The organism is Micromonospora sp. NPDC050397, assembly GCF_044901685.1.
GTDB lineage: Bacteria > Actinomycetota > Actinomycetes > Mycobacteriales > Micromonosporaceae > Micromonospora_G.
The window spans coordinates 623,222-636,380 of sequence record NZ_JBJDPS010000003.1; the positions used below are offsets into that span (position 1 = coordinate 623,222).

A 13,159-nucleotide genomic window follows, 5' to 3' on the forward strand; every position below is an offset into this window, starting at 1 on the left:
GCCGATCCGCCCGGGGTCGCGTCTCCCTCGGGTCGACGTTGACCGAACCAGACCGACCGGACCAGGCCGTTGCGTTCGCGACACCTCGCGACACCCAGCCCCAGACGTGTCAGCGGGCGCCGGACGGGGTAATCCGGCGCTTACTGGCGAGCACGACGAGAGGGACGACGGTGATCAACGTGGTCGACCGGCCGGGCACCGATGTCTGACGGCACGGCGGCGCCCGACCCGGACGACGTCGGGGCGGAACCCGGAAGGAACCCGGACGCCGTCGGGGCAGAGCCCGGAAGGAACCCGGACCAGGGCGATCCGGAGCGGGACGGTTCGCCGTCCCGGGGGCGGGTCCACGGCCGGTTGGAGCGGATCCAGGGCGCCCAGGAACGAGTGCACAGCACCTGGGAGAGCCTGCCCTGGTTCCTCCGTTGGGCGGTCGTCTGGAGCGCCTGCCTACTCGTGGTCGCGGCCGGGATCTACCTGCTCGCCACCGTCGCCGCCCGGCTGGCGCCACTGACGATCGCACTCGCCGCGACCCTCTTCCTGGCCGCCATGCTCGACCCGCTGGCCGTACGGCTGCGCCGGTGGCGGCTGCCCCCGGCAGTGGCGGCGCTGCTCTCCCTGTTCCTGCTGCTGGCGGTGATCGGCGGGGCGGCGTACCTGGTCTGGACCCTGACCGCCGATCAGTTCTCCAGCCTGAGCAAGCAACTGGACGAAGGGCTGGACCGGACTCGGGACTTCGTCACCAACTCCCTGCCGGTCAGCCCGGAGCAGTTGGACCGCTGGACCAAACAGGCCACCGAGGGGCTACGCCGGTCGACGCCGGACCCGATCGCCGGTGCCCGTACGGCGGCCGAGGTGGCCGGTGGCGTACTGCTGATCTTCGTGCTGCTGTTCTTCCTGCTCAAGGACGGTCGCCCGATGTGGGGCTGGGTGCTGGGGCGGGTCGGCGACCGGTCCCGGCCGGCGTTCGTGCAGGCGGGACGGAACGGCTGGCACACGCTGAGCGCGTACACCCGGGGCACGGTGGCGATCGCGGCCATCGACGCCATCGGCATCGGTCTCGGGCTGGTGCTGCTCGGTGTGCCGCTCGCCCTACCGCTGGCGGTGATCACCTTCCTCGGCGGGTTCATCCCGATCATCGGTGCCACCGTCGCCGGCAGCGTCGCGGTGCTGGTCGCCCTCGCCGCGAAGGGGCCGACCACGGCACTGCTCACGCTGGTCGTGGTGATCGCGGTGCAGCAGCTCGAAGGCAACCTGCTCGAACCATTGATCATGAAACGACAGGTACGCCTGCACCCGGTGGTGATCCTGGTGGCGGTCACCGCGGGCACCCTCTTCGGCGGCATCCCCGGCGCGTTTGTCGCGGTACCGGTCACGGCGGTGGTCTACCGGGTGGTCGACACGGTCTCGGCGCTGCGGCAGGGCAGGGAACCGACCTGACGTACGTCCTCCGCGCGGATGACCGCGACCAGGTCAGCGGTTTTCGCGCAGTGCCGCCGCCAACTCCTCGGCGGTGAAGTCGGCCTCGTAGGTCACGCTGCCCGGCTGCTGCTTGCGCCCGCCGGTCGCCAGGTCACCGGCGTCCACCGGCTCGAAGCCAAGCTCCTCGACCAGGTCGGCGATCGCTCGTTTGGCCTGGGGGTCGTCCCCGGACATGGGGATGCCGTACCGCTCCTGGGCCGAGGACTGACGGGCATGGTCGCGCATGTTCTCCGCGTGCAGGGTGTTGAACGCCTTGACGACGTGCGCGCCCTTCAGGTGCTGCTGCACCATCTCGCTGGAGGTGGTCTGGTCCTGGTCCAACTCCGGGATGTGCCCGTCCCGATCCGGGTAGTAGTTCCCGGTGTCCATGACCGGTTTGCCCTTCAACTCCGCCGTCGGCAGTTCGTTGTACCGACCGAACGGCACCGCGACGATCACCAGGTCACCGAAGCGGGCCGCTTCGGAGGAGCTGACCGCGTGCGTACGGTGTCCCAGTTCGCCCACCAGGTCCTGGAGTGTCTGCGGTCCCCTGGAGTTGGCGATCGCGAGTTCGTGGCCCGCCTCGGCGAGCCGACGGGCAAGCGTTCCGCCGACATTGCCGGCCCCGATAATCCCGATGTGCATGCCACGGGTTACCCGCCGAGGAGCGGCCCGAACAACGGGCGCCGACCCCGGAACTAGGGCGCGGCCCCGAAACTGGGCAGGCGCTCGGCGAACCAGTCGGCGGCCTGGTCCGAGACCTGTTCCAGCGCACCCGGCTCGGGGAACAGGTGGGTCGCGTCGGGGATGATCCGCAGTTCCACCTCCCCGCCGAGCGCGTCGCGGGCCTGCTGGTTGAACTGGATCACCTGCTCGTCCCGCCCGCCGACCAGCAGCAGGGTCGCCGCCCGTACGCGGGAGAGGGCCGGACCCGCCAGGTCGGCGCGACCGCCCCGGGAGACCACGGCCGGTACGTGCTCCGGCCGCTCGGCCGCGGCCACCAGTGCCGCCGCCGCGCCCGTGCTGGCCCCGAAGAGTCCGACCGGCAGGGCCGCCGTGTCGGGCGACCTCCTCAGCCAGTCGATGGCGCTGACCAGCCGTGCCGCCAGCCGCGCGATGTCGAACCGCAGTTCGGCGGTCTCCTGGTCGACCCGGTTCTCCTCTGGGGTGAGCAGGTCCACCAGTACGGTCGCCAGCGCGTGCCGGTGGAGCACCCGGGCGACCGCGACGTTGCGTGGACTGCGCCGGGAACTTCCGCTGCCGTGGGCGAACAGCACCACGCCGACGGCCCCCTCGGTAGGGGTCACCAGGTCCGCGGCGAGTTCCACGTCTCCGGCCGGGATAGCGGTTTCGGTCGTCTCTGTCTCCACCCGGTCTCCGATACCCCGAGTCGGGACGAACAACCGGGTGTTGACCACCTCGTCCGGTGGGACGAGGTGGACCGCGCCGCGGCCTGGTGCCCCCTACCGAAGGGGCCGTTTGCCATCGCGCCGTTCGGGAAGGCCAACGGGTGAGCAGGGACACGACCACGGTGGCCGCGGCAGCGGCCCGCGTCGAGCGATCGTGAGGAAACCCATGAGCCGCCAGAAATCCGCGAAGTCGGAGTCCGGACGTACCAACGCCAGCCCGCCGCAGGACAAGCGCGACAAACGTGACAACGCGGGGCGAGACTGGGCGGACGACGCGGCCCAGGCACGGGCCTCGGACGACCCACGACGGGTCACCCCGCACGACCAGAACGGCGTCCCTTCCACCGGCGACCGCTTCTGACCCGACAGCCGGCATCACGTGGACGACGCCCCGTCGGACCCTCGCACGAGGGCCCGGCGGGGATTTTCGACCGGGTCCAACTCCCCGGTCAGCCACGCTCAACTTTCCCATCCCATATCGTCCCGTCTCATACCAGAAGATTTCGCTCGTGGCGAGTGGAGATTTGGCCCTGAAAAGTCCAACTGATCCGGTAATGTCACCCTCGGTTCCGACCCGGTGGTTACCCCCTCGAGCTGTCGGCGACGACCGCCGCCCAATCGCTTCGTGCGAGCCGGGGAACCAGGTAGGTGGGGTGAATCCGCACTCGCGGTAGGGGTCGTTCCCGTCCCGAACCCGTCAGCTAACCCGGTCGGCGGCCGACGGGAGGAACGTGCGTGACGACACCCATGCGTCAGCGGTTCTCGCTGGCCCTGACCCTGCTCACCGTGGTCAGCGTGCTCGCCGGTACGGCAGCCGCCGGGCCAGCCTCGGCCACACCCACCGGACCGGCCACCACCGGCGACGAGGGCGGCAATCCCCTCTTACGTGACGTCCTGGAGTCCACCGGTCGCGGCTTCGCCGCGGCGAGCAATGCCGTGCGGAACGCGCGGGAGCGCCAGGCCGCGTACGCCGACGAGCTGCGGCGGATAGAGGAGCAGCTCGACTCGCTCGGCCCCGAGGTCGGCGAGGTGGCGGTCAGCGCCTACCGGATCGGCCGGATCGGACCGATCAGCGCGTTGCTCGCCAGCGCCGGCCCGGACGAGTTCATGGAGCGTGCCGAAGGTCTCGACCTGATCGCCCAGCGTGACAACAGCAAGCTGCGCAAGCTTCGCGAGGCCCGCGACCAGGCCAGTCGGGCAAAGGCCGCCGCCGACGCCGCCCTGGCCGAGGAGCAGCGGCAGCTCGCCGTGATGGCCAAGCAACGGGAGGCGGCGGAACGGGCCCTCTCCCTCGTCGGTGGGGCCAGCACCGAGGGCTTCGTCAACACCTCCTCACCCGTCGCGAGCCCCGCCCCGCGCAACCGGGACGGTTCCTGGCCGGCGCAGTCGTGCAACCGGGGCGATCCGACCACCCGGGGTTGCCTGACCCCGCGTGCGTTGCACGCGCTCAACGAAACCCGGCGGCTCGGCTTCACCCGGCACGTCTCCTGCTACCGCAGCGGCGGACCGTTCGAGCATCCCAAGGGGCGGGCCTGCGACTTCTCCGCCGAGCCCGGTGGCTTCGGCGGTGACGCGAAAGGCGGCGACCGGACGTACGGCAACAACCTGGCCGCGTTCCTGGTCCGCAACGCCGACCAGCTCGGCGTCCTCTACGTGATCTGGTACCGGCAGATCTGGTTCCCGGCGACGGGCTGGAAGGCGTACTCCTCCGCGCAGGGCGACCCGTCCAGCGACCACACGAATCACGTACACCTGTCGCTGCTCTGACGGTCCGACGGGCGTCAGCTCCCGGGTTCGTCGGGTGCCGGATCCTCCGGCCGGGTCGCCGGTCCCGGACCCCGGGCCTCGGTCACCGACGCCCGGCGGGCGGGCGCGCGGCCGGGCGGCTGCTGTGGTGCCGGGCCGACCGGATGCGGCTCCGGGTTCGCCCTGCTCACCGGCTCGTCACAGGTCACCACGAACCGCTCACCGTGGTGGATCACCTCCACCGACCCGGTCCGGTCGGTGTTGCGCAGCGCGTACGTCGTCTCCCGCTCGCGTACGTCCACCCGCAGCCGGTGCCCGCGCCAGACCAGTGAGAACTCCAGCCGATCGATCCGGTTCGGCAGCCGGGGGGCGAACGAGAGGATCTCGCCGTGGTCCCGCATCCCGCCGAACCCGGCGACCAGGGCGATCCAGGCGCCGGCCAGCGAGGCGACGTGCACCCCGTCCCGGGTGTTCTGGTTCAGGTCGTGCAGGTCCATCAACGCGGCTTCGCCCAGGTAGTCGTGGGCCAGTTCGAGGTGCCCCACCTCGGCGGCGAGGACCGCCTGGGTGCAGGCGGACAGGGACGAGTCGCGGACCGTACGCCGTTCGTAGTAGGCGAAGTTGCGGGCCTTCTCCTCCGGGGTGAACGCGTCCCCGCGCCAGTGCATCGCGAGCACCAGGTCGGACTGCTTCACCACCTGCTTGCGGTACAGGTCGAAGTACGGGTAGTTGAGCAGCAGCGGGTACTTCTCCGGCGGGGTGGCGGCGAAGTCCCACTCCTGGAGCCGGGTGAACCCGTCCACCTGCTGGTGTACGCCCAACTCCTCGTCGTACGGGACGTGCATCGCGTTTGCCGCGTCGCGCCAGGCGGCGGTCTCCTCGTCGTCCACGCCGAGCCGCCAGGCGTGGTCGCTGTGCCGGGAGACCGCCTCGGCCGCCGCCAGCAGGTTCCGCTGGGCCATCAGGTTGGTGTAGACGTTGTCGCTCTTCACGGCGGTGTACTCGTCCGGGCCGGTCATGCCGTCCAGGTGGAAGTGGCCGTCGCGGTCGTGGTGCCCGAGGGAACGCCAGAGCCGAGCGGTCTCGACCAGCAGTTCCAGCCCCACCTCCCGCTCGAAGTTCTCGTCGCCGGTGGCCTTGACGTAGCGGCGTACGGCGTCGGCGATGTCGGCGGCGATGTGGAACGCGGCCGTCCCCGCCGGCCAGTACGCCGAGCACTCCTGCCCCCGGATCGTCCGCCACGGGAAGGCGGCCCCGTTCAGCCCGAGGGTCCGGGCCCGTTCCTGGGCCATCGACAGGGTCGAGTGCCGCCACCGGAGCCCGGACGCCACCGCCGACGGCAGGGTGTACGTCAGCACCGGCAGTACGAACGTCTCGGTGTCCCAGAAGACGTGCCCGTCGTAGCCCGGACCGGTCAGCCCCTTGGCCGCGATCGGCCGCAGCTCGGCCCGGGCACCGGCCTGGAGCACGTGGAACAGGCCGAACCGGACCGCCTGCTGCACCTCCGGGTCGCCCTCCACCCGTACGTCCGAGGTGTCCCAGAAGGTGTCCAGGTAGTCGCGCTGCTCGCGGAGCAGCCCGTCCCAGCCGGAGAAACGGGCACCGGCGAGGGCGGCGCCGACCTGGTCCCGCAGAGCCGGCCGGGAACGTTGGCTGGACCAGCCGTACGCGACGTACTTGTCCAGCCGGACCTTCTCCCCGCCGGGTGCGAGGATGCAGGTGACGGTGGTCCGGGCCCAGTCGTCGAAGGTCTCGGTGCTCAGCGTGGTGCGCTCCGGCCCCTCGAGCTCGTGCCCCATCGCGGCGGCGAGCCGCAGTCCGCTGGCCCGGGTGCGGTGGATCAGCAGACCGCCGTCCTCCAGCGCCAGGTGCTCCTCGGCCTCCAGCGGGGACTCCAGCACCGCCGCGACCCGGGGGTCCCGGCTCTGTGCCGGCAGCACCTCGTTGGCGACCAGTTCCGACTGCACGATCAGTCGCAGCGGCTCGTCGACCGCCTCCACCTCGTACCGGATCGCGGCCACCGAGCGTTGGGTGAACGAGACCAGCCGGGTGCTGCGGATCCGGACCCGTTTGCCGGCCGGCGAGCGCCAGGTCACCGACCGGTGCAGGGTGCCGGCACGCAGGTCGAGCACCCGTTCGTGGTCGAGCAGTTCGCCGTAGCGGACATCGAACGGCTCGTCGTCGACCAGCAGCCGGATCAGCTTGCCGTTGGTGACGTTGACGATCGTCTGGCCGGACTCGGGGAATCCGTACCCGGCCTCGGCGTACGGCAGCGGCCGTAGCTCGAAGAACGAGTTCAGGTACGTACCGGGCAGCCCGTGCGGCTCGCCCTCGTCCAGGTTGCCGCGCAGTCCGATGTGCCCGTTGGCGAGCGCGAACACCGACTCCGCCTGGGCCAGCACGTCCACGTCGAGCCGGGTCTCCCGGATGTGCCAGGGCTCGACCGGGTAGGCCCGTTCGCGGATCATCGGGCCTCGTCCCCGGTGAGCAACTCGGCCAGGTCGGTGACGACGGTGTCGGCACCGTGGGCCCGCAGCGCCTCGGCCTGCCCGACCCGGTCGACCCCGACCACGTGGCCGAACCCGCCGGCCCGGCCCGCCTCGACCCCGGCCAGCGCGTCCTCGAAGACCGCGGCCTGGTCGGGTTTGACCCCGAGCAGTTCGGCTGCGGCCAGGAAGGTGTCCGGGTACGGCTTGCCGCGCAGTCCCCTGCGCGCCGCGACGATCCCGTCGACCCTCACTTCGAGCAGGTCTTCGAGACCGGCGGAGGCGACCACGTCCCGGCAGTTGGCGCTGGCCGAGACGACCGCCCGGCGCAGGCCGGCCCGGGCGGCGGCCCGCAGGTACGCCACCGAACCGTCGTAGACCTGGACGCCGTCGGTGTGGATCCGCCGGAGCAGGATCTCGTTCTTCCGGTTGCCGACGCCGTTGACCGTGTTCGCCTCGGGCGGGTCGTCCGGGTCGCCCTCGGGCAGCACGATGTCCCGCGAGGCGAGGAACGTACGGACACCGTCGGCCCGGGGACGGCCGTCGACGTACCGGTTGTAGTCCGGCCCGGGGTCGTACGGCTGGAACCGTTCGTGGTGGTCGGCGGCCCACCGGCGGAGGAACGCGTCGAAGGTCTCGGCCCAGGCGGCGTTGTGGACCCGGGCGGTCTGGGTCAGCACACCGTCGAGGTCGAAGAGGCAGGCGGTCACATGAGCGGGTAGGCCCAGCACATCATCAACTTATCCGGGTGGACGGGCCGGATAAACGTCTTTGCCGCACGTGGTTGCCCGACCGTGCCCGACGTCACCGTGTGCGCAGGGTCCAGACCACGGTCATCTCGGCGGTGGGCTCGCCCGCGTCGGTGCCGATCTCCACCAGCACCGGGAACTCGGGCCGGGTGCCGCCGTCGAACTCGGCGATCACCTCGGTCGCCGGGCGACCGAGCCGGGCGACCGCCCGGACCGGCCCCATGGCGAGTTTCCGGTAGCGGATGTCGGCGGTGACGGCGAGCGGCACCGCACGGTCGAGCAGGTTGCCGAAGGCGGCCAGCACCACCGCGCCGGACGCGGTCTCGCCGAGGGTGAACAGCGCCCCGGCGTGCGGGCCGCCGACGTGGTTGTGGGTGGCCGGCGCGTCCGGGAGCCGGACGGTCGACCGGACGCCGGCGGCGCCGTCCGGGGCGATCTCGACAAATTCGAAGCCGAGGGTACGGGCGAACGGCACCGCTTCGAGCATTCCGGCGGCGATCTGACGCGAATCGATGGTCATGGAGCGGATGTTACTCGTTGGTAACTTGCCTCGGCAATGGCCCGTCAGAGGTTGGCGATGGTCCGCAGGATCTCGGCGTAGAAGTTCCCCTCGATGCTGCGGAAAAGCGCAAAGTCCTGCCCCGGGCTGCCGAAGAACGGGCGCAGCGTCCAGGCGAGTTGGGTGCCGACAAAACCGAAGAGCAGGATCCAGATGTAGAGCAGGGTCATGCTCGCCGGCCGTTGACCGGAACCGGTCTCCCGGGCCGCCGGCTGTGGGCGGTAGAACCCACCCGGCGGGAACGTGTGCACCGGCGGGTACGGCTGGACCGCCACCGGCGCCGGCACGACCTGCGGAGCCGCCGCCGCGACCGGAACGGGTACGGCGACCGGCGCCGTACCGTCACCGTTGACCGCGCCGACCGTGGCCGGCACGGGCTGGGCCACGACCGGCTGCGCCGGGACACCGTCGGCGGGCACCGGCGTGCCGGTCGTCGCCTGGACCGGGGCGGTTGTCGGAGCCGTCGCCGAGGTCGCCACCAGTGCCGGCTGGGCCGGAGCGAGCAGGCCGTGTTCGTTGAGCACCTGCATGCCGCCGGTCAGGAACTTCAGGCCGACGAAGGCGGAGAGGGTCAGGATCGCCACGTTCAGCAGCTTGAAGAAGCCGTAGTCCGGCGCGGTGATCAGGAAGAAGAGGCTGATCGGCGCGAACGCCACCGCCAGCATCGCGGTGACCGTGATCGCGACCATCACCATCGACAGCGCCTGGCGTACCGACAGGCGGGCGCCGAAGACCAGGTTGAACAGGTAGAGCGTGGGCAGGCAGATCGCCAGCGTGACCAGGAAGAGCAGTGGCAGCTTCACCGCCGAGGTGAGCGCCATCAGGAAACTGTGGAACGCTCCGAGCACCGCGCCGTAGCAGGCCAGGGCGATCGCGGAGGCCGCGAGCATCTTGCCGGTCAGCGCGTTGAGGTCCCGGTCCTCGACCACCTGCTGCCAGATGCCGTGTCGATCGCGGAGAATGCGCTCGATCACGAGCGGGCCGGAGCCGTCGGTTGCCACGGATGGTTCCCTTCGATGGGCGAGTACTTCCATATGCGTACTTCGCTGGGCGCGTACGGAGCGTATTGACGCTAGGCGGTGAACCCGTCTCAGCGCCACCCCACATCGATGCGGTCGCCACGTTCGTCGAAGAAGTGCAGGGCGTCCATCCGTACGGAGATCGCCAGTGGGTGCCCCGCCGCCACCGCCGGGTACGGCGCCAGGCGTACCGCCAGTTCGGCCGGTCGCCGGTGATGGCGGCCGGGATCGTTGAGCACGCTGGTCCGCGCCCCGGGGCGGACCGTCTCCCGGGCCTGGTCGGACTGGTTCGGCACGGTGGCCCGGCCGGTCAGACGCTGTACGGCGTGCCCGAACCGGCGCAGCCGACTGCCCGGCTGGTTCTGCCCGCGTGCCGGGCCGCCGAGTTCGTCGACGACGATCGCGGTCGCGCCGATGTCGAGAAAGGCCAACGACTCGTGCCCGTGGTGCTCCAGGTAGCGGATCCGTCCCTGGAGCACGTGGCCGGGAGCGTCCGGCGCGACCGGGCTGAGCGCCTCGGCCCGCATCCCCACCACGATCCGCTCGCCGTGGTAGTGCGCCACCGCCCGGGACCGGATGTCGTCCCACGGCAGGTAGAGCGCCTGCTCACCGAGAGTTAGGGTGACGTACCGGTCGAGGTGGACGTAGACCGACGCCTCCAGCAGGTTCATCCGGGGGCTGCCGAGGAATGCCGCGACGTAGAGCGTGGCCGGTCGGCCGTAGACCTGGGTGGGGGTACCGACGTCCTGGAGCACCCCCTTGCGCATGATCGCCACCCGGTCGGCCATGGTCAGTGCCTCGGCCTGGTCGTGGGTGACGTAGATGGTGCTCACCCCGAGTTCCCGGACCAGCCCGGAGATCTCCGCGCGCAACTCCGCCCGCAGTCCGCTGTCGAGATTGGACAACGGCTCGTCCATCAGGAACAGCCCCGGGCGGCGTACGATCGCGCGTCCCATCGCGACCCGCTGCCGCTGCCCACCGGAGAGCTGGCTGGGCTTGCGGGCCAGTACGTCGCCGATGCCCAGGGCGCTGGCCACGTCGTTGACCCGCTCGCCTCGTGGCGCCGGCTCGACCCCGGAGAGCCGCAGCGGGAAGGCGATGTTGTCGCCCACCGTCATGTGCGGGTAGAGCGCGAAGTCCTGGAACACCATGGCGATCCGGCGGTCCCGGGGCGGCAGGTCGTTCGCCAGCTCGCCGTCGAGCAGGATCGCCCCGCTGCTCGGCTCCTCGAGCCCGGCGACCATCCGGAGCACGGTGGACTTACCGCAACCCGACGGGCCGAGCAGCACCATGAATTCACCGTCGTTGACGTCGAGGTTGACACTGTCGACCGCGATCGTCCCGTCGGCAAAAACCTTTGTCACGTCCTTGAGCGCGACGGTTGTCACCGTCACCTCCCCGCAGCATCGAGCCGGCCCCCGAGATGACTGTGACGAGGATCATCGCCTACGCCCATCGGGTAAACGTGCCATGCTCAGACCGTGACGGTTTGGTAACTCGTCCGCAAAGGCGTTCTGCTAACCCTGGTGTGTCGACTCAGGACGGTCAGCGGCGGCGCGCCACCCACGGCTCGGCCGCGTCGGCGACGCCCATCGCGGTCAGCCCGGTCAGCCCGGACTCGGTGCCGAACTCCCGGTGCCGGGGCAGTCCGGACCACTGCATCCCGCCGCCGCGCAGGAAGTACTCCAGCCCCGGGTCCCAGGTGTGCCCGTCGGATCGACGCTGGTAGACGTACCCGAGCGGGTGGGTCCGGTAGATCAGGCCACCGTCGCGGCGGACCCGGTCGAGCAGGCCCCGGTCGATCGAGCGGGGCACCGGCCGCCAGCCGCCGACCTGTTCCAGGTCGCCCCGGCTGATCAGCATCGTGCCGCCGGCGACCACCGAGACGTACTCCTCGATCACCCCGGCGTCGCGCCGTACGGTGGTGTCGAGCGTTTGCAGGTAGACGAACTCCGCACCCTTGCCGACCAGGGCGGCACCGGAGTAGTGCCGGGCCAGCACCAGGTCCCAGACGTGCTCCGGGCCGTAGGTGTCGTCGTCGTCGAACTTGGTGACCAGGCTGCCCCGGGCACGGGCGGTGGCGGCACCGATCGCCTCGCCGAAGCCGTGCTCCGGCGGCAGGGTCATGATCTCGATCGGTCGTGAGCTGCGGGCCACCCTGGCCCGCAGCTCGGCCGGCAGTTCCACCCCGTGCAGGCAGAGCACGATCTCCAGGTTGGGGTACGTCTGCGCCTCGATGGCACTGACCACCTCGACCACGTGCTGGATCCGCTTGGTGACCAGCAACGCGCTGACCGACGGCACCTGGACCAGGCTCGGGAAGGTGTCGGCGGTCAGTCGGGGCAGCGCGAACCCGCTGGCGTGCAGACGCATCGCCGAACGCCGGAGGGCGACCGTCCGCACCTCCCACTCCAGGTCCTGCTCACCGCGACCGGGCAGATCCGCCCGGAGACCGTCGCGGACCTCGTCGGCGAGATGCGCCCCGACCGCGTCCGGCAGGTCCGGTACGTGCACCAGCAGCCCGGCCAGGATCAGGTGCACCAGGAACGCGGCCTCGGCGACCGGGTGCCTCGCCGGGACCCGCGCGCAGTGCACCACACCGGTCGTGGCCAGCGCGGTCAGCGCCTCCTCGTCCAGCCACGGCCGGTCGATCCGGCCGACGCGGAGCACCCCGTCCGGGCCGGCGAGCCGGTAGCCCCACCCGTCCTCGGCATCGGTGAAGGTCAGCTCGGCCCGGCCGGCGGAGGCACCGAAGGGTCCGTAGCGGCCGGTGACGACCGCCTGTTCGAGGTCGACCAGGACGGTCGCGGGACGTCCCGCCGTCCCGGCGCCGTACCCCCCGGCCGCCAGCGTCGTCGCGTAGAGGTCGGACGGCCGCGGCGCGGCGACCGTGGTGGCGTCGGCGCCGACCACGCTGGTCTCGGTCGCGGCCGGCGGCTCCAGCGGCGCCGGCTCGCCGGTCGCGGTGAGCACCAGGTCGTGCGCCCGGATGTCGTTGTTCGGCGGCAGCGCGCCGGAGACCGTGGTGACGTTCTGTCCCGGACCGAGCCAGGTCGGCAACACGTCCTGTGCGGCGACATCGGCGCTCGCCGTGCGGGGCATCGGCCGGATCGGGGTGAGCAGCGGGATGATCGCGGCGACCACGGTCCGCAGCGGGGCGGACCACTTCAGCTCGATCTCGACCACCGCGCGGCCCCGCGCCGCCCGGGGCAACCGGACCTGATGGGTGAGTACGTGCCGCAGCGGCCCGAGCCGACCGGACCACCCACCCTCGGGGATCCGCCAGTTGTCCACCTCGACGGTCAACCGACGCACCTGGACCAGGGAGAACGGGTGACCGAGCAGTTGGCGGAGCCAGTCGACGGACTCCGCCGCGACGGCCATCCGGACCACCCGGTCGCCGGGCTGCGGTCCGGTCCGTCCCCGGGGTCGCCGGCCCGGCAGCTCGGTCAGACCGGATGCCACCATTCCGCTGGGCCAGCGTCGGCGGCGCAGACCCGGTCGGTCACCAACGACCAACCGCCAGCGGCCAAACTTCTCCGACGCTTCCTCGCTCGACAAGACCCGGTCCCTCTCTCCGTCGGGTGGCGACTGAGGGCGGAATCGCCCGCAACTGTCCGTGACGTCGGACAGACACCGCCACAACCGTACTGACGACCTCGAAACTTCCACGATAGTCGCTGAAAAGCCTACGGGCCGGTCGGGGCCACGAGCTAAAGCCGAATCACACCCC

Annotated in this window: 10 protein-coding genes, 1 pseudogene and 1 riboswitch; of the genes and pseudogenes, 3 read left to right on the forward strand and 8 right to left on the reverse strand. The window is 71.2% G+C overall.

The window, feature by feature from the left end; translation table 11 throughout:
• The first annotated feature begins 201 nt into the window (after positions 1–201).
• A complete protein-coding gene (locus tag ACI2K4_RS13765) occupies positions 202–1,437 on the forward strand; it encodes an AI-2E family transporter (RefSeq protein WP_404511044.1) in 1,236 nt (411 codons plus the stop codon).
• A gap of 33 nt (positions 1,438–1,470) precedes the next feature.
• On the opposite strand, the gene ACI2K4_RS13770 is transcribed toward ACI2K4_RS13765, so the two are convergent.
• Together ACI2K4_RS13770 and ACI2K4_RS13775 are read right to left on the reverse strand one after the other, a co-directional pair.
• A complete protein-coding gene (locus tag ACI2K4_RS13770) occupies positions 1,471–2,103 on the reverse strand; it encodes an NADPH-dependent F420 reductase (protein ID WP_404511046.1) in 633 nt (210 codons plus the stop codon).
• A 53-nt stretch (positions 2,104–2,156) separates the two neighbouring features.
• On the reverse strand, positions 2,157–2,828 hold the full coding sequence (locus ACI2K4_RS13775) for a dienelactone hydrolase family protein (RefSeq protein ID WP_404511048.1): 672 nt from the start codon (positions 2,826–2,828) through the stop codon (positions 2,157–2,159).
• Between the two features lie 205 nt (positions 2,829–3,033).
• Here ACI2K4_RS13775 and ACI2K4_RS13780 point away from each other — a divergent pair, with 205 nt between their 5' ends.
• Complete coding sequence (locus ACI2K4_RS13780; protein ID WP_404511050.1) at positions 3,034–3,228, forward strand: hypothetical protein; 195 nt, start codon at positions 3,034–3,036, stop codon at positions 3,226–3,228.
• A 240-nt stretch (positions 3,229–3,468) separates the two neighbouring features.
• Positions 3,469–3,599, forward strand: a riboswitch (cyclic di-AMP (ydaO/yuaA leader).
• A 15-nt stretch (positions 3,600–3,614) separates the two neighbouring features.
• Entirely contained in the window at positions 3,615–4,634 is a 1,020-nt protein-coding gene (locus tag ACI2K4_RS13785) for a coiled-coil domain-containing protein (RefSeq protein ID WP_404511814.1), read from the forward strand.
• 92 nt (positions 4,635–4,726) lie between these two features.
• Here the strand turns inward: ACI2K4_RS13785 and ACI2K4_RS13790 are convergent.
• The 6 genes and pseudogenes from ACI2K4_RS13790 to ACI2K4_RS13815 form a co-directional block, all read right to left on the reverse strand.
• Positions 4,727–7,081, reverse strand: a pseudogene (locus ACI2K4_RS13790) (glycoside hydrolase family 65 protein); the annotation flags it as partial.
• A complete protein-coding gene (locus ACI2K4_RS13795) occupies positions 7,078–7,830 on the reverse strand; it encodes an HAD family hydrolase (RefSeq protein WP_404511052.1) in 753 nt (250 codons plus the stop codon). The pseudogene ACI2K4_RS13790 and the gene ACI2K4_RS13795, both read right to left, overlap by 4 nt.
• 73 nt (positions 7,831–7,903) lie before the next feature.
• Complete coding sequence (locus tag ACI2K4_RS13800) at positions 7,904–8,368, reverse strand: DUF4442 domain-containing protein (RefSeq protein WP_404511054.1); 465 nt, start codon at positions 8,366–8,368, stop codon at positions 7,904–7,906.
• Between the two features lie 44 nt (positions 8,369–8,412).
• The gene (locus ACI2K4_RS13805; protein WP_404511056.1) at positions 8,413–9,408 is read right to left on the reverse strand and encodes a hypothetical protein; all 996 of its coding nucleotides are present in this window, start codon (positions 9,406–9,408) and stop codon (positions 8,413–8,415) included.
• An 89-nt stretch (positions 9,409–9,497) separates the two neighbouring features.
• Positions 9,498–10,814 carry an ABC transporter ATP-binding protein gene (locus ACI2K4_RS13810; RefSeq protein ID WP_404511058.1) on the reverse strand — a complete coding sequence of 439 codons (1,317 nt, stop codon included), beginning with the start codon at positions 10,812–10,814 and terminating at the stop codon, positions 9,498–9,500.
• Between the two features lie 157 nt (positions 10,815–10,971).
• Positions 10,972–12,987 carry a glycosyltransferase gene (locus tag ACI2K4_RS13815; protein ID WP_404511060.1) on the reverse strand — a complete coding sequence of 672 codons (2,016 nt, stop codon included), beginning with the start codon at positions 12,985–12,987 and terminating at the stop codon, positions 10,972–10,974.
• Positions 12,988–13,159 lie beyond the last annotated feature (172 nt).